The sequence below is a fragment of the Halorubrum sp. B53 genome (assembly GCF_059752395.1).
In genome coordinates, this window is sequence record NZ_MWTH01000006.1 from 93,494 (window position 1) to 107,573 (window position 14,080).

At 61.0% G+C, this 14,080-nt stretch carries 12 protein-coding genes; 10 read left to right on the forward strand and 2 right to left on the reverse strand.

The features are described 5' to 3' along the window. Positions 1 to 101: 101 nt before the first annotated feature. Entirely contained in the window at positions 102 to 1,427 is a 1,326-nt protein-coding gene (locus tag B4V06_RS05755) for a phage NrS-1 polymerase family protein (protein ID WP_498168214.1), read from the reverse strand. Positions 1,428 to 2,414: 987 nt separating this feature from the next. Between B4V06_RS05755 and B4V06_RS05760 the strand changes: the two genes are divergently transcribed. Next, a complete protein-coding gene (locus B4V06_RS05760) occupies positions 2,415 to 3,653 on the forward strand; it encodes an RNA-guided endonuclease InsQ/TnpB family protein (protein WP_498168216.1) in 1,239 nt (412 codons plus the stop codon). A 45-nt stretch (positions 3,654 to 3,698) separates the two neighbouring features. Here the strand turns inward: B4V06_RS05760 and B4V06_RS05765 are convergent, their stop codons facing one another. Then, positions 3,699 to 3,947 carry a UPF0175 family protein gene (locus tag B4V06_RS05765; protein WP_498168218.1) on the reverse strand — a complete coding sequence of 83 codons (249 nt, stop codon included), beginning with the start codon at positions 3,945 to 3,947 and terminating at the stop codon, positions 3,699 to 3,701. Between the two features lie 44 nt (positions 3,948 to 3,991). Here B4V06_RS05765 and B4V06_RS05770 point away from each other — a divergent pair, with 44 nt between their 5' ends. From B4V06_RS05770 to B4V06_RS05810, 9 genes are all read left to right on the forward strand, one after another. Next, positions 3,992 to 4,180: a hypothetical protein gene (locus B4V06_RS05770; RefSeq protein ID WP_498168221.1), complete on the forward strand. Its 189-nt coding sequence runs from the start codon at positions 3,992 to 3,994 to the stop codon at positions 4,178 to 4,180. Between the two features lie 243 nt (positions 4,181 to 4,423). Beyond that, a complete protein-coding gene (locus B4V06_RS05775; protein ID WP_498168223.1) occupies positions 4,424 to 4,825 on the forward strand; it encodes a DUF7985 family protein in 402 nt (133 codons plus the stop codon). A 3-nt stretch (positions 4,826 to 4,828) separates the two neighbouring features. Next, complete coding sequence (locus B4V06_RS05780) at positions 4,829 to 6,490, forward strand: DUF8186 domain-containing protein (RefSeq protein ID WP_498168225.1); 1,662 nt, start codon at positions 4,829 to 4,831, stop codon at positions 6,488 to 6,490. 32 nt (positions 6,491 to 6,522) lie between these two features. After that, entirely contained in the window at positions 6,523 to 7,296 is a 774-nt protein-coding gene (locus B4V06_RS05785; protein WP_498168228.1) for a hypothetical protein, read from the forward strand. Continuing rightward, a complete protein-coding gene (locus B4V06_RS05790; protein WP_498168231.1) occupies positions 7,296 to 8,435 on the forward strand; it encodes a TrbL/VirB6 family protein in 1,140 nt (379 codons plus the stop codon). Before B4V06_RS05785 ends, B4V06_RS05790 begins: the two co-directional genes overlap by 1 nt. Positions 8,436 to 8,470: 35 nt before the next feature. After that, entirely contained in the window at positions 8,471 to 9,526 is a 1,056-nt protein-coding gene (locus B4V06_RS05795; RefSeq protein WP_498168234.1) for a TraC-like domain-containing protein, read from the forward strand. Then, the gene (locus tag B4V06_RS05800; protein ID WP_498168236.1) at positions 9,519 to 11,531 is read left to right on the forward strand and encodes a VirB4 family type IV secretion system protein; all 2,013 of its coding nucleotides are present in this window, start codon (positions 9,519 to 9,521) and stop codon (positions 11,529 to 11,531) included. Before B4V06_RS05795 ends, B4V06_RS05800 begins: the two co-directional genes overlap by 8 nt. A gap of 239 nt (positions 11,532 to 11,770) precedes the next feature. Continuing rightward, a complete protein-coding gene (locus B4V06_RS05805) occupies positions 11,771 to 13,174 on the forward strand; it encodes a sugar transferase (protein WP_498168238.1) in 1,404 nt (467 codons plus the stop codon). Positions 13,175 to 13,314: 140 nt separating this feature from the next. Then, complete coding sequence (locus tag B4V06_RS05810; protein ID WP_498168241.1) at positions 13,315 to 14,076, forward strand: glycosyltransferase family 2 protein; 762 nt, start codon at positions 13,315 to 13,317, stop codon at positions 14,074 to 14,076. Positions 14,077 to 14,080 lie beyond the last annotated feature (4 nt).

The following is a 14,080-nucleotide window of genomic DNA, read 5'->3' on the forward strand; positions in this document are numbered from 1 at the left end:
CCAGAGCCTACGTCTTCATACTATTTATGAACTCCGGCAGACTTCCAGATGTACTGCGAAGACCGGGCTCAATACCTGCCCCAGCACCGCGGCGTCGACGCTCACCACAGCTGCCACCATCCATTTGATGGCTCCTCGCGTGCCGCCTCAAGCGCTTGTCGCCGTTCACGCTCGTCATGCAGTTCCTCCCGCAGGCGTTCATTCTCCGCTAACAGTGACTCCACCTGCTCGGTGAGCTCCTCAATACGAGCACGCCGTGCCTGGATACGCTGCGGGTGGGCCGCTGGTAGGTCGGAATCCCCAGCCGGGGCTGTGCCCGCTGTGGCGTCACCGTCCGAATCGAGAGATGCGGCGGCTGGTGCTGACATCGCGTCGCCCGTGGCAGCGTCGGCTGCGGCTGTCGCCTCCCTAGCGGCAGCGCTGCTGTCTGTGGGGGCCGACTCCGCCGGGGAGCCATCCCCAGTCGATGAGGTAGTCGCCTCGGGCGGGGTGTACCCCTCGTCGGTGTGGGCGATCGCGCGCTCGACAGTCTTTGCGCCGTAGGTGCTTCCGTCGGCGTAGTGGACGTCGTCCCACTTGTCACGCATGAGTCCCGAGCGGCGAAACAGCCGGTCCACACGCTGGGGGTCACCATCCGTCCAAAAGGCGAGCAGACGACACAGCGCGAGATCCGCTTCTGAGTGGCTCTCGTAGCCGCTCGCCGAGCCGTTCCACAGCCGCGTGAACTTCTCGCCGTTTGCGGCGGTTTGGGCCCGCTCGAGGAGCTCGTCGTCCGACACAGCCGCGGCATCGGGAGCGGTGGCATGTGGGGGTGCTGAGGGCTGGTCGGTCGTGGCGTCTGCTGCATCAGCCGGTGTCGTCTCTGCGTTTGGTTTCGACCCCGAATGTGCGTCCAGCAGTTCGGTGTCGTGGACCGTCTCGATAGCGTCAGTTCGCTCGTGGACGTCAGGCGGCGTGGCAGCGACGTGGTCACCGGTCACGGTAAAAAAGCGCGAGCGGTCGTACAACTCGAGGTTGCCGGCCCGGTTTCGGCCATCTGGAAGCGTCCCGGCAACTAGAATGTGGTATCCGGTCCCTGAGGGGCTCACCTCCGTATACGAGTCGAGCTGATCGATGATGGTCTCGGCCCAGTCGGTGGGCTTGCCCGTCTCGGGATCCCGACAGTCATCCAGATCGATCCCGATCAGCGGATCGTCGGCGGTGAACACGAAGCCGACTCCGGCCATCCCTGTCGTAGATACCGCCTCGCGCGCCGTCTGAAACCGTCGCCAGGTGTCCGGGTCGGTCGTCGACGCAAACTGGGTTGTCTCGGGGACAATCGGCACCTTGGTCGGGGTTCCGTTCCGTTCGTGGGTGCGCCAACACACCCACTGGTCACGGTCGGTGAGCGCCGCCGGGAGGGCGTCAGCCGTGGGTACTTCGCCCATCGCTGATCGTGTGGCCCGATCACACAGCACACGCAAATAAGTATCGCTGCCAGCAGCGCCCCGAGGCTCACACGGACGGACGTTGGCTGGTGAGATGCCATCGAGCGCGCCCCTAGACGGCAGGCCACCGGCTGGTGTCACCACTCCGCAGCGAATGGTCCCGCAGGTTGGGCGCTCGCCCGCGAACATCACGGCTACCCAGGGGCCGGGTCCTCCGCAATCACCCTGTGTGCAACGGGTGCAACTGTTCGCGCAAGGTGGTCGTTGTCATCCCCTCGCACCCAATCGCAGGGTGGCCCCACGCACACGCGACGCCAGCGGCTCACAAACTGCCGGACGGCGGCCGGGTGGCGCGCCTGCAGGCGCCGGTCGGCCAGCGCGCTGTGTGCCCGACAGCCTCACGATATCTCAGATCGCCGAAAGGCAAGATCGCCGTCACCACCCCCATGGTCGCGGGGGTGATCCGGGAGTACGGCGATCGCGTATCAGCTCTCGGACAGCGGTATTCGTGGTCGTGTGCGCAGTGGCTCGCCATCGCGCTCAGTGACGGCCGCCGTGCTGGTGTGGCGTCAGGCTGTGGTGCGCCCGCTCTCGGTGGCTCCCGGCCCTGTGTGTGGCGTTGTGCTGTGTGGGTGGCGATTGCTGTGCGTCCCGCTTTCAGCTAATTCACCGATTGGGAATTGCGGCGGGGACTTCCCTGCAACCGCCCCCCGCTCGCAGCTCGGCGCTTGCTCAAAGCCTTCGCTGGGGGAGCGAAGTGTCCCCCACCGAGCTGTCGCCACCCACGGGGCTTGCAGCGTGCTAGCTGCTCGGCGACGACGGCGATGGGAGTTACGACGTGCTCCTAATGAATGCAAGGCGGAAACCCGCGTCTTCAGGCGCGGGAGGAAGCCGACAACATTGACACAACCCACGTTCGGTAAGGGGCTGACTCCCCCACACCAATCCAAAACATAATAAATACACGCTACTACATATGAAGTACAGATGGTGGACGACTCAAGCACTCGAACTGTTCCCGTCAAGCTCGACTTGGACAAGAGTGCCGCTGACCTCCTCCACCAGACCACCGACCACTTCCTTGACGCCGCCAACCACGTTGTAGACGTAGCGTGGGAACCAGACTGGAAAATCACCAGTAAACAAAAACTCCACGACCTCACGTACTACGACGTTCGAGACAACTCACCGCTCCCGGCCAACCTCGTGCAAGCCGCACGAAACCGCGCCGCAGAAGCCGTCAACGGTGTTATTGAACGCTGGAAGGAAGGGAAGAAAGCCTCGAAACCCCACTTCACGTCTCGGTTCGCCAGCTACGACGCGAGAACCATCACCGTCAACGACGACCACGCCACACTCGCCACAATAGATGGACGAGTGACTGCGGAGTTCGTCCTTCCTGACGAACACCGTGACACGCCGCACTCGGCGTACCTATTCAACGACGACTACGACGTGAAAGGGGCCACGCTCCACTACGACAAGGTAGAGGATTGTTTCTACCTTCACGTGCGGACAAAGCCCGCCGTGAAGAATAATGATGCCGACACAGGCGATGCCACGCACGTCTCCGTCCTTGGTGTTGACCTCGGTATCACAAACATCGCAACTACCTCAACCGGGCGGTTCTGGAGCGGCGGCGAACTCACCCACTGGCACTGCGAGTACGAGAAACGCCGAGGCGACCTGCAACAGACTGGGACTCGATGGGCACACATCAACGTTCAACGAGTCAGTCGAAAGCAGACTGGGCGCTTCGAGCAACTGCTTCACACCATTTCGAATGAACTTGTTGAGGAAGCCCTCGAAAACGACTGTACGCATATCGTGTTCGAGCAACTCAACGGAATCCGCGAACGCTTGCCGCACGCAAAGGCGGTTCACAAGTGGGCGTTCCACCGATTGTTCGAGTACGTCACGTACAAGGCTGAATCAGAGGGGCTTGTGGTGAAGCAGATTAATCCGGCGTACACGAGCCAGCGTTGCTCGAAGTGTGGGTTCACCCACGAGGACAACCGCCCACACAACAAGGGACAGGACGAGTTCGGTTGTCTAAAGTGTGATTACGATGTTCACGCGGATTACAACGCCGCGAAGAATATCGGCTTGAAGTATCTCCGCGACCAGCAAAAGTCTGGACGTGGAGGCGCACCCGTAGGCGTGCGCTTGAACAGCGGGACGTTGAACGTGAATGGCGAATATTCGCCTACCGTGATTAACGGTTAGAACGGGAGTCCACGCTGAATGCCACGCCTTTCAGGGCGTGGTAGCTTACTCCTGCGCGTACTCAACGTCGAGTGCGAGGTCCGCCTCCGTGTAGTGGCGCTGGATCTTGCGGTCACCGAGAAGCCGGTGGAACGCCGCCTTCGAGAGACCGGCGAGCTCTCGTGCCTTCCCGAACGAGAGATATCCCTCCCGGTACAGTGATACTGCGAGCTCCTGCCGGACGATCGGTTCTCGATCCTCCGGCGGTGCCGCAATCGCATCTAGCACGTCGGATGGGAGATCGATACTACTCATACAAACTAATTCGGTATTATGCTACTTAGTAGCGCCGTTTGGGTATGTATCCGTCCAGTTTCGCTGACGCCGGCTTCCTCGTCGAGCCCACGGTCGACGCGCTCACGGAGCGACTCGACGCCGCGCTGGGTGGCGCCCGGCCACCGATATCGCCCGTCGCCCACGCACAACAGTACGACTGGGACGCGATTACCGCGCAAGCAGCAACAGCCTATTCCATTGACGGCGGTTGAATACTGTTGGTCGGCTTCATCCCCGCGCTGAAGCGCGAGGCTTTCGCCTCGTATTTCTCGTAAGAGTGCTCAGTCTTAACCAACACCGGCCACCAGTCGCCCGCGTTGTTGGTTAACACCGCCGTTTCACAAGTCATTCTGGTAACCATTTCGTCAGCGCTGGACAAATTTTATTATTGAGAGTCACAATAGAAGTCATGTTCCACGATACCACACCACAACCTACGTTCGCCCCCTCCACTCATGTTCACCCGTGCCCCGCCGTCGCGTCCCGTCCGTGTCTCGGTCCGCGCGGTCTGTCGCCGCGTCGCAGTCGGCGGTCTGGTCCTCCTGCTGTTTGCCGTCGAGCCAGCGGCCGCCCAAGACAGCGCCGTCTGTGAGGTCGATCGCCTGCCAGGCATGATCTCCGGGTTCTTCCAGCTGACCACCGCGGTCGGGCTGCTCGGCTTGGTGATCGTGTGGCAGGCCGATTCGCTGATCGAGCTGTTCACGTTCCGGCCCGAACAGCGGGAGGGGCTCAAACGCCACAAGCGAACCGCGCTGCGGTCGACGGTCATCTTGGTCGTGCTCGGGCCGCTGTATACGGTCGCCGGCAGCGTGATGAACCTCCCGCTCGCGGAGTGTGTGGAGTTGACTCCGTGGTAAACGATGCGCGTGCGCCACTGGGGCTCCCGGCTCGCACTCTCGCTGGTGGCTCTCGTGTCGGTGCTGGCCGTGAGTGCCGCCGCGACGCCCACAGAGCCGCCGCCCGCGAATGAGACGCGGACTGTCGACGCCCGCGATCCGGATCCGTGTCTGTCGCCGGCGCAGTATACCGCCACGTACGGTCAGGCGCCCACCCGCACCCAACAGCTGGCGACGTGTACGGATCTGACGTACGACGCGCCACCCGCCCACGCCGCGACCATGACCGCCCAGGCGTTCGCGGCGTTCGAGCCGGGTGGTGCGAACGCGAGTGTCTATCCCCCACACGCCGACCGCGTCTCCCGCGGCGCGATCGCTGACGCGCACGCCACTGTGGTCGCGATTCATCCCGCAACCCGGGTCCAGCTCGATGCGACCACCACTCGCCAGTATCTTGCGCCGACGGGGACCGTTCGGGCGCTCGTCGATTACCGGGTGCGGGGGGCGTTCGGCCCGAATCGGTCGCTTATCGGTCATAGAGTGCAGCGTGTCACCGTCACAATCGGCGATGAAGAGGTCGCTACGACCACCGGAACGCAGACGCCTGCCCTCTCGTACACCACAACCCGGACCGGCGACCAGCCGCTCACCGTCACCGCGACGATTGCGGTGACGACGGCGCCGAACGGGACGCCGGCGAATGCGACCACCCAGACGGTGACGGTCAGCGACACGCGGTCGGTGTGGATTCATCGGCTCCACCCGGACGCGTACACCGCCCAGTATCCGGATGGGAGTCGCGGGCTCGCCGTGTATCAGGGCCAGCCGTGGCACGGGCTCACGCTCACCGCCAACGGTACCCACCGCGTGCGGGGTGTCTGGCGCTACTATACGGCGCGGGACCCTCGTTGGGAGCGGCTTCGGGTGGCGCGGGCGACGGGGACGAGTCGCCTCGAGCAGGGGGTGCCGGCGCTCGAGGTCGTCGCGTACCCGTCACGGATCGGCCCGCGTACGATGCCGGTGCGTGACGGGCCCACCCTGACCGCGGTGTGGGGTGTGGAGACGGCGACGCCGGCCGCGCGGCTCCACGAGAACGTTTCTGTTGGTGTCGTGGACGACGCGTACACCCGATCGTATGGGTTGGCAGTGCGCAGCGACGCCACACAGCTCGAGGCGGTCCGGCTCCACGGCATCGTCCGTGGCGTGTCGGCGCCACTGACGTCAGTCACGCCCACCGAACGGCCGATTCGTCAGCCGGAGCTGTCGGTACGGCTCACGGACCGGCGTGCGGCCTCCGCGACGCTGGTGGTCACGCTGACCGACCCCGTGACGGGTGCGCCGATTCGACCACGTCGATCGAACGCCACCCGCCCGATTGTGGCCGACGCGCCGCCCGGCAAACTCTGGGTGAACGGCGAGCCGCTCACCGTCGGGCCGAACGGCACGGCACGACGCACGCTCTCGGAGCCCGGCCTCTATACGGTTCGCTTCGAGCCCGCCTCGTGGCGCGCCACTACCCCTGCGTATGTGGCTGCCAGCGACACCGTGCGCTGGCATCCGCTCAGTACTGTCGCCGGGTGGGTGCAGCTGCTCGAGACCGTGCTGTGGGGAGTGATCCCGATTGCTGTCGCGTGGGTTGCCGGCCGGCAGATCGCACACCTTTTGTCCCGTGAATCACCGCCATGAGTCACACGCCATCATCCCCACGACGCCGTACCGTGCTCACAACGATCGCGACCGGCGGGCTCGTCGCTGTCAGTGGTTGTGCCAGCGATGCCTCGAGCGAGCCCGGACCGGGCGCGTTCTCGGCCGTCCGTGTCGAGGGCACCGCGTTGGTCGTCGAGTACGACGCGGAGACGAGCGCTACTGGGCTGGCTGTGATTGCGCCCTCTGGCGAGGCGTTTGCCGAGCGGGAGCTCACGCCGGGGGCGAGCCGCGAGACGATTCCGCTTGGGACGTCGTACCCGCCGGGGACCTACACCGTCCAGCTGGTTGATGCTGATCGCGTTGTGGCTGCCGTTGAGCAGTTGTTGCGACCAGAACTTGTGATTCAGGATCTGAAACTCGGTCGAAATCACCCTGAGGAAATGTACGAAGGGGCTGAGGAGCTAACCATCTCCACAGAAGTCATTTTGGATGTCAAAAATACAGGTACTGGTCCAGAGAAAATCACTCAACTACGATTTAGCGGTGATGTTCCTAACCCAACACCCGATGAGTTCTCTGGGAGCGGGATTGCAGCGATAGAGAAGCCTGTACGATATACTAATCCCATTATTGAGCCAGATGAACTCCTTACCATCTACTCTGAAAGCCTCCCGTTTTCACCAAGCGGAAGTGAGGTTGAATGTACATCTGAAGGAAATAGTGGCCAATTTAGAATCTCGTTATCCAGTAATGTAGTTGAACAAGATACTGAGCAGACATACAACGTCACTTACAGGGGGAGTAGCCTCTCAGACTGTCAAATCACTATTGAGAGGGAGATCTAATGAGTGGGGTCTCACTTGTTGATGTTGGGTTTCAGTGGTTCACCGATATTCTCAGCCAGCTAATCGAATGGTTTACAGAGGCTATCACAAATGGGTATCGCGATCTCACTGAGGCACTATTCGGTACTCCCGTGCCAGAAACTTCAAATGGGCTTCCTCTAGGACCGCCGGAAAACACGCCATGGATACGCATTCATGAGTCACTAGTCGCTGGTGATGTGACACTAATTGCCTTCCTGATTCTGCTCGTATGTGTCCAAGGACGTCACACACTTCGAATTTTCAATCTCACAGATCCAATTAGGAGCAGACAGGTTCGTCGTTCTGCATGGACAGGAGGAATTCTGATAGCGACTTGGTATTGGGTTGCTGTGATTGCATTATATCTTGTTGATGGGTTTGCGATTTTGCTTGTTCCTTCTATAGGTACTGTGGCTACTGGCTTAGCCGATTTCTTCACAGTCACTATCTCGAATCCACCTCTTGGATTCTTTCTCACTTTTATAGGCGCGGTAGCGATGTGGACACTCCAAGCACTGTTGTTCCTCCGGGAGATCCTCTTGTACGTCGCGACCTATGCTATGCCGATAGCAATAGCGGTGGCATACAGTGGTTTGCCAGTTATATCGAATTTAGCAACACGTGTTGCTGTCAAATTCATCCCTCTTGCAATAATGCCACTTCCAGTTGGGCTGTTATTTCGCGGTTATGGACTCCTGTTTCCTAACGGTCCAGACTCACTTCTTACTCCTGACAGCGCATTTTTCAGATACATCATCGCGGTCTCGCTGCCGGTGCTCAGCGTCTGGATAATCTGGAAGCTGTTCGCGTATACGACGCCACGCTTGGTCCGGAGTATCAGCCGTGTGACCGGGCTCACCGCGACCGCCGGCGCGGTTGCTGGGGCTGCGACGGTCGCGGGCCCGTGGGCTGGCGCCACGGCGGCCCGGTGGGGGCCGAAAGCCGCGGTTGGTCATACCGTCGCCAAGCGGGTTGCCCGAAACGACAGCAGTTCGGACTCGAGTGGTGACTCAAGCAGTGAACCACCCTCGACGGCAGCGACGTCGTCCCCCACCGTGCGCAGTCACGAGGGTGGGTGGGCGTCGTACCGCCGCACCGAAAATGAACCACGCCCATGAGCACGGATTCAGACACCCCCGCGACCCGTCGCGTGATGCGCTCGCTTGACGCCGACCGGCGACTCCCACTCATCGGCGTGTACGAACGTGACCTGTACGTGTTGCTCAGCTTTCCGATTGCGGGGCTCGTGGTTGGGGCGGCGCTTGGGATTGAGCCGCTCGTGTTCCCGCTGGTGTGTGTTGGCTTTGCGATTGGAGTGGCTGTTGTGTATGCGGCTCCCAGACAGCTCCCGGCGAGCACGTGGCTTGCCGACCTGGGGCGGTTCTATCTGCGCCGGCCGCGGGTGACCCTCCACGAGGCGGTGGGGGCCGCCTCGACACCGGACCCGGACAGTGAGACGACGGTCCCACAGCCCTTCGTTGTCGACGAGCAGACCCAAGAGCTGACCGCGCTCAAGCGGGCGTGGCCGGGCCACGGCGCCGTTGAACGGACAGATGGGCGGATGGAGACGTTTCTCGAGCTCACCCCGGGCAATATGGATTTCGCGATGGCTGACGAGTGGGCCGCCCGGCAAGCCGTGGGTGAGGCGTTCGCGAATCAGGAGCTGACCTTCGCGCTCACGTTGTATACGACGACCGATCCGTACCCGGCGGCGACGCTGGTTGACCAGTTGGATGATCGCCTCGCCGACCCGGCCGTGAGCGAGCGGGAGTCGGTGCGGGCGTTGATCGCCGCCTACCGTGATCAGCGGCCGGCCGAGCTGGCAGAAACGCAGCAAGTGCGCTACTTTCTGGGGGTGTCCGTGGCGCCGTACGAGGTGTACGAGCGGCATCCCGAGGAGCGCACGCCGGCCGAGCGACTCACCACGCTGCCGGTGGTTGGCGTGTTGGCGACGCCGTTCGTGACGCGTCGCGATCGGCTCACCGACGCGGAGCTGCGGGGCGCGCAACTCACAAAGCTTCGCGAGCGGGTGCGGACGGTTGAGACGGAGTTCGTCGCCAAAACCAGTGACTGTACGGCGCGCCGACTGTCGACGGCCGAGATTCTGGGGTTGGCCACGCAGTTCTGGAACGGCACTGAGCTCACAGAGACGCCCGTCGCTGACCGGGCCGGTGTGGACCACACGGAGCGAGGTGGCGCCGATGCGTGAGCTGCTGCTCCTAGTTGGTGGCGTTGAGTCGCTGTCGCCGTCGTTGCTCGTCGGCGGCCTGATGGCGGGGGGAAGCATCCTCGTCGTGGGGCTCCTGTTGGGGGTGTGGCTGCAGGCGCGCCAACCTGATCGTGATCCGGAAGTGGATCTGTCGGCGTTCGTGGAGCCGCCTGCGGGAGCGCCACAACGGGATCTGGAGGTGGCCCCACCCCGTGAGCGCCAGCAGGACGCGGTCGCGCCGGCAGCTGTTGAGTGGGAGAGTCGGTGTGCTCGGGTGGGCGATGAGTGGACGACCACGCTGTATATCGCGGGGTGGCCGGATTATCCGAGCGATGGGTATCTCAGCGAGCTGTTCACGCTCACCGATGTCCGGTTTCACGTGACGGCGCATTTCCGCCCGCGGGATCAGGAGCGGGCGCTCGACCAGCTGCAGGCGACCGCCGACGATCTGAAAGTGGATGCGGATCTCGAATCGAGCGTCCGCAGCACGTATCTGCAGGATCGGGCGCGTGAGGCGGCGGCGATGTATCGCGCCGTCGAAGCCGGCGCGCGGGTGTTTGCACAGGCGCTGCTTGTGACTGTGCGGGCCAACGGCCGGGAGACCCTCGATCGGGATGTGCGCCGGGTGAAGCGAACCCTTCGTGAGCAGCCCGCGGAGCTGGCGCCGAAGACCGCAATCTGCGCGCAGGATCGGGCGCTGCGCGGGGCGGCACCGCTCGGCGGGCCCGTGTTGGATCGCCGGACGACGTGTGTCAGCGGCGCGGTGGGCGCTCTGTTGGCGTCGCCGCATCGCCCCACGCTGTTGGAGCCGGATGGCGTCGAGGTGGGAGTGCATCGGCATACGGATACGCCGGTGGTGATCGATCCGTTTGCGCGTGAGAACGGGTACGCCACGTTCACCGTCGGGGATCCGGGGTCTGGAAAGAGTTTCGGCGCGAAACAGCGGTTTATTCGGTCGGTGGCCCATCACGAGGACCGGATCGGGGTGATCTTGGAGCCGCTCAACGACTGGGCGAGCGTGGCAGACGCGTTGGATGCCCAGCGAATCACGGTGGGTGGGACACTGGGGATCAATCCCCTTGAGATCACGCCGATGCCGCCACACGTCCGTGGGAAGCTTGGGGCTGACGCAAGTCCCTTCACCGAAAAGAAAGAGCGGGTGGTGAGCTTTCTGACGAACTTCTTTGCGCAGCGCGGGATCACGCTTGGGGATCGACGGACGACGCTGGAGTTAGCGATTGACGCCGCGTACCGGGAGGCGGGGATCACGGAGGATCTGACGACCCACGACCGGGAGAGTCCGACGCTGCGGGATGTAATTGATATGCTTGAAGCGTTCGTGGCGGCACCAAAAGAGCAGACGCTCCGGATCGAGGCCGAAGCCGAGAAGCTGCAGGCGGACGCCACGTGGCTTATTGATCAGTTGCGACCCTTTGCGCCGGACGGGCAGTTTGCGCATCTGGGGCGATCCAGTGAGATTGATTTTTCGGACACCGATCTGCTGTATTTGGATCTGGCCCAACAGGAGGGGCGTGTCGGCGGGCGGACGACGCTGGTGATGCAGTTGCTTATTTCGTTGGTGTACGAGCGAGCTAAACAGACGGACAAGGAGGTGGTGTTCGTGATCGATGAGGCGCGGTACGTGTTGCGTGATGCGGAGAATCTGGCCTTCCTTGAGACGATCTTTCGACATCACCGGCACCACGATCTGTCGCTGCAGTTGGTTACCCAGACGGTCGATGAGTTCTTCGAGCGGTCTGAAGCCGAGATGATTCTTGATCAGTGTGCGATCAAGTACTTCCATCGGTTGGATGGGATGGACGACCACTGGGCCGACGAGTTCGGGTTAAATCACGCCCAAAAGCGGTTCGTGCAGGAGGCGGTGCCGGGGAACGAGGAGCTCGGGTATGCGGAGGCGCTCGTGGGGGTTGATGGGGAGTGGCGGGGGATCGAGGTGCGGGCGTTGGACGCTGAAGCGGCAGTGATCGAGAATGAGTACGACTGAGAACACACAATCTGTTTGAACGTACCTAATCTGGGATCATCTAGATCATGTCTGTCCGTGTCTGAATACACGTTGAGGGCTTCCAGAGCCACGCAGATCACACCCTCCCGATTAGATTGTCGAGCTCGCTGCTTGGCTGGTTACTTTTCCCCCTCAAGGGGACCGTGGTTCCGCCATCACCACGCTGCTGTCATGGACATCGTAGTCCATTTATATAGTGTCATCATAATGTACAGCTAATGCTCTCCGGGTGGCAGTACCGGCTGCGCAGCGTCGGCGGTGTCGCAGTCATTACTGCCCTGGCGGTTGCGGTCGCCAACAGCACGGTCACCCACGCGCTGCTCACGCGGCTGCCAGTTGTGGGGCGCCTGGCGGCGGATGCGCCGATGGGTGCCGAACTCGTGTTCGAGATGGTGACGACGGTCGTTATCGTTACGGCGGCGTTTCTCCCGTTGTACAAGCCACGGCCGCGACGGATTCTCGACACGGTGGCGCTCACCCAAAAGCGGGTCTTGGTCGCGATGGTCACGCTCGCTGCGATCGGGTATTTCGATTATACCTATCGGCTCCCACGGGCGTCGCTCATCGCGATCACGCCCTTGTTGCTCGTGACGTTGCCTGCATGGTTCGTGTGGATTCGACACCGGCCGACCGGTGACGCCGAGCGGGCGGTCATCGTCGGAGATGATCCGGACGCGATTGAGGCGCTCGCGGCCGACACCGATATCCCGCTCCTGGGGTATCTCTGTCCGACGAGTGCATTCATGGCTGAGGCGTCATCGCAGCCGGTGGCTGCTGTTGCCGACGGTGGGGTCCAATTGAATGGCTTGGCACGGCTGGGTGGACTCTCACGGATCGAGGATGTGTTGGTCGAGTACGATATTGATACGGCTGTGTTAGCCTTTGAGCACACGGATCGCGCCGAGTTCTTCGGCGCGCTCGATGCGTGTTACGAGCACGGCGTCGATGTGCTTGTTCACCGCGATCACGCCGATCGGGTGTTGACTGCAGAGAGTGATGCCGGGACGCTCGTTACCGTCGACGTCGAGCCGTGGGACATCCAAGACCACATCCTCAAGCGCAGCTTTGACGTAGTGTTCTCGTTGGTTGGGTTGGTGATGTTGAGTCCCGTCATTTGTGCGATTGCGCTGGCGATCAAACTGGATGATGGCGGGTCGATCCTGTATAGCCAAGAGCGCACCGCAGTGTTCGGGGAGACGTTCGAGGTGTTCAAGTTCCGATCGATGGTCCCCGAAGGGGAATCCGTTGAGCCGGTAGATGATGAGGTGAATGATCGAATCACGCGTGTAGGGCGCGTGTTGCGCCAGACGCATCTCGACGAGATTCCACAGCTGTGGTCGATCCTTGTCGGAGACATGAGCGTTGTTGGGCCGCGAGCCGTGTGGACTGAAGAGGAGTCGCTGTTGGAGGCGCAAGAACAATCGTGGCGTAAGCGGTGGTTCGTCAAGCCAGGGCTGACCGGACTCGCGCAGGTGAATGGTGCGAAAAGTACGGATCCAGAAGAGAAGTTGCGGTACGATCTGCAGTACGTCAAACAGCAGTCGTTCACGTACGATCTGAAGCTTGTTGTTCGCCAGGTCTGGAAGGTCGGACTTGATGTTGTGGCGACCGTTACCGGATAATGCTCCTGAACAAGCCACAGATGTGTTTTTGCGATGCAAACTCTCCGAGCCGAACTGTGATCAAATATTTCCCTTTAAAACCATATGACACATCTGGTTAAAATACAGATTGGAAAACGAACGGATCGCGGGACTCAACGATGAAAGTGAGTATAATTACACCCGTATATAACGAACCGCGTATTCAACAAACATTCGAGTCTATTCTCTCACAACGAGACGTTCCTGATATCGAAATTATCGTAGTCGATGGAGGATCGGCCGACAAGACACCGAAGATCATCGAGAACTATGCCGACTGTATCGATGTTCTCATTCGGGAATCTGATGACGGTGTATACGATGCAATGAACAAGGGCATTAGACGTGCTAGCGGCGATATAGTCGGGATTCTTAATGCGGATGATAGATATCAAGATTCCAACGTGATTCGATCTGTAGTCGATGCCTTTGAAACAAGTGGAGCGGAACTCTGTTACGGTAATCTCGTATACGTTAATGATGACGATGAGGTCGTACGGTACTGGCAAAGCGGTGAATACCGGCCACGAAAGTTCTATTATGGATGGATGCCGCCGCATCCGACGGTGTTCGTGAGAGGGGATGTCTACGAGCGGTTCGAACCGTTTGACCTCAATTTCTCGATTGCTGCCGACTACGAGTTGTTGCTTCGACTCCTCTTACGCCACGACATTTCGGCGACGTATCTCGATAAAGTTCTTGTTCGAATGTCCTTGGGCGGGAAAAGTAATGAATCACTTACGAACATCGCTAAAGCCAATCTGGAAGTTTACGAATCTTGGTTGAAGAACGACTTACGTGGAGGTATCCATATACCACTCATCAAGCCACTGCGGAAAATACCTCAGTACTTCCATAGCTATGAGGATAAAGTACAGTAAATTT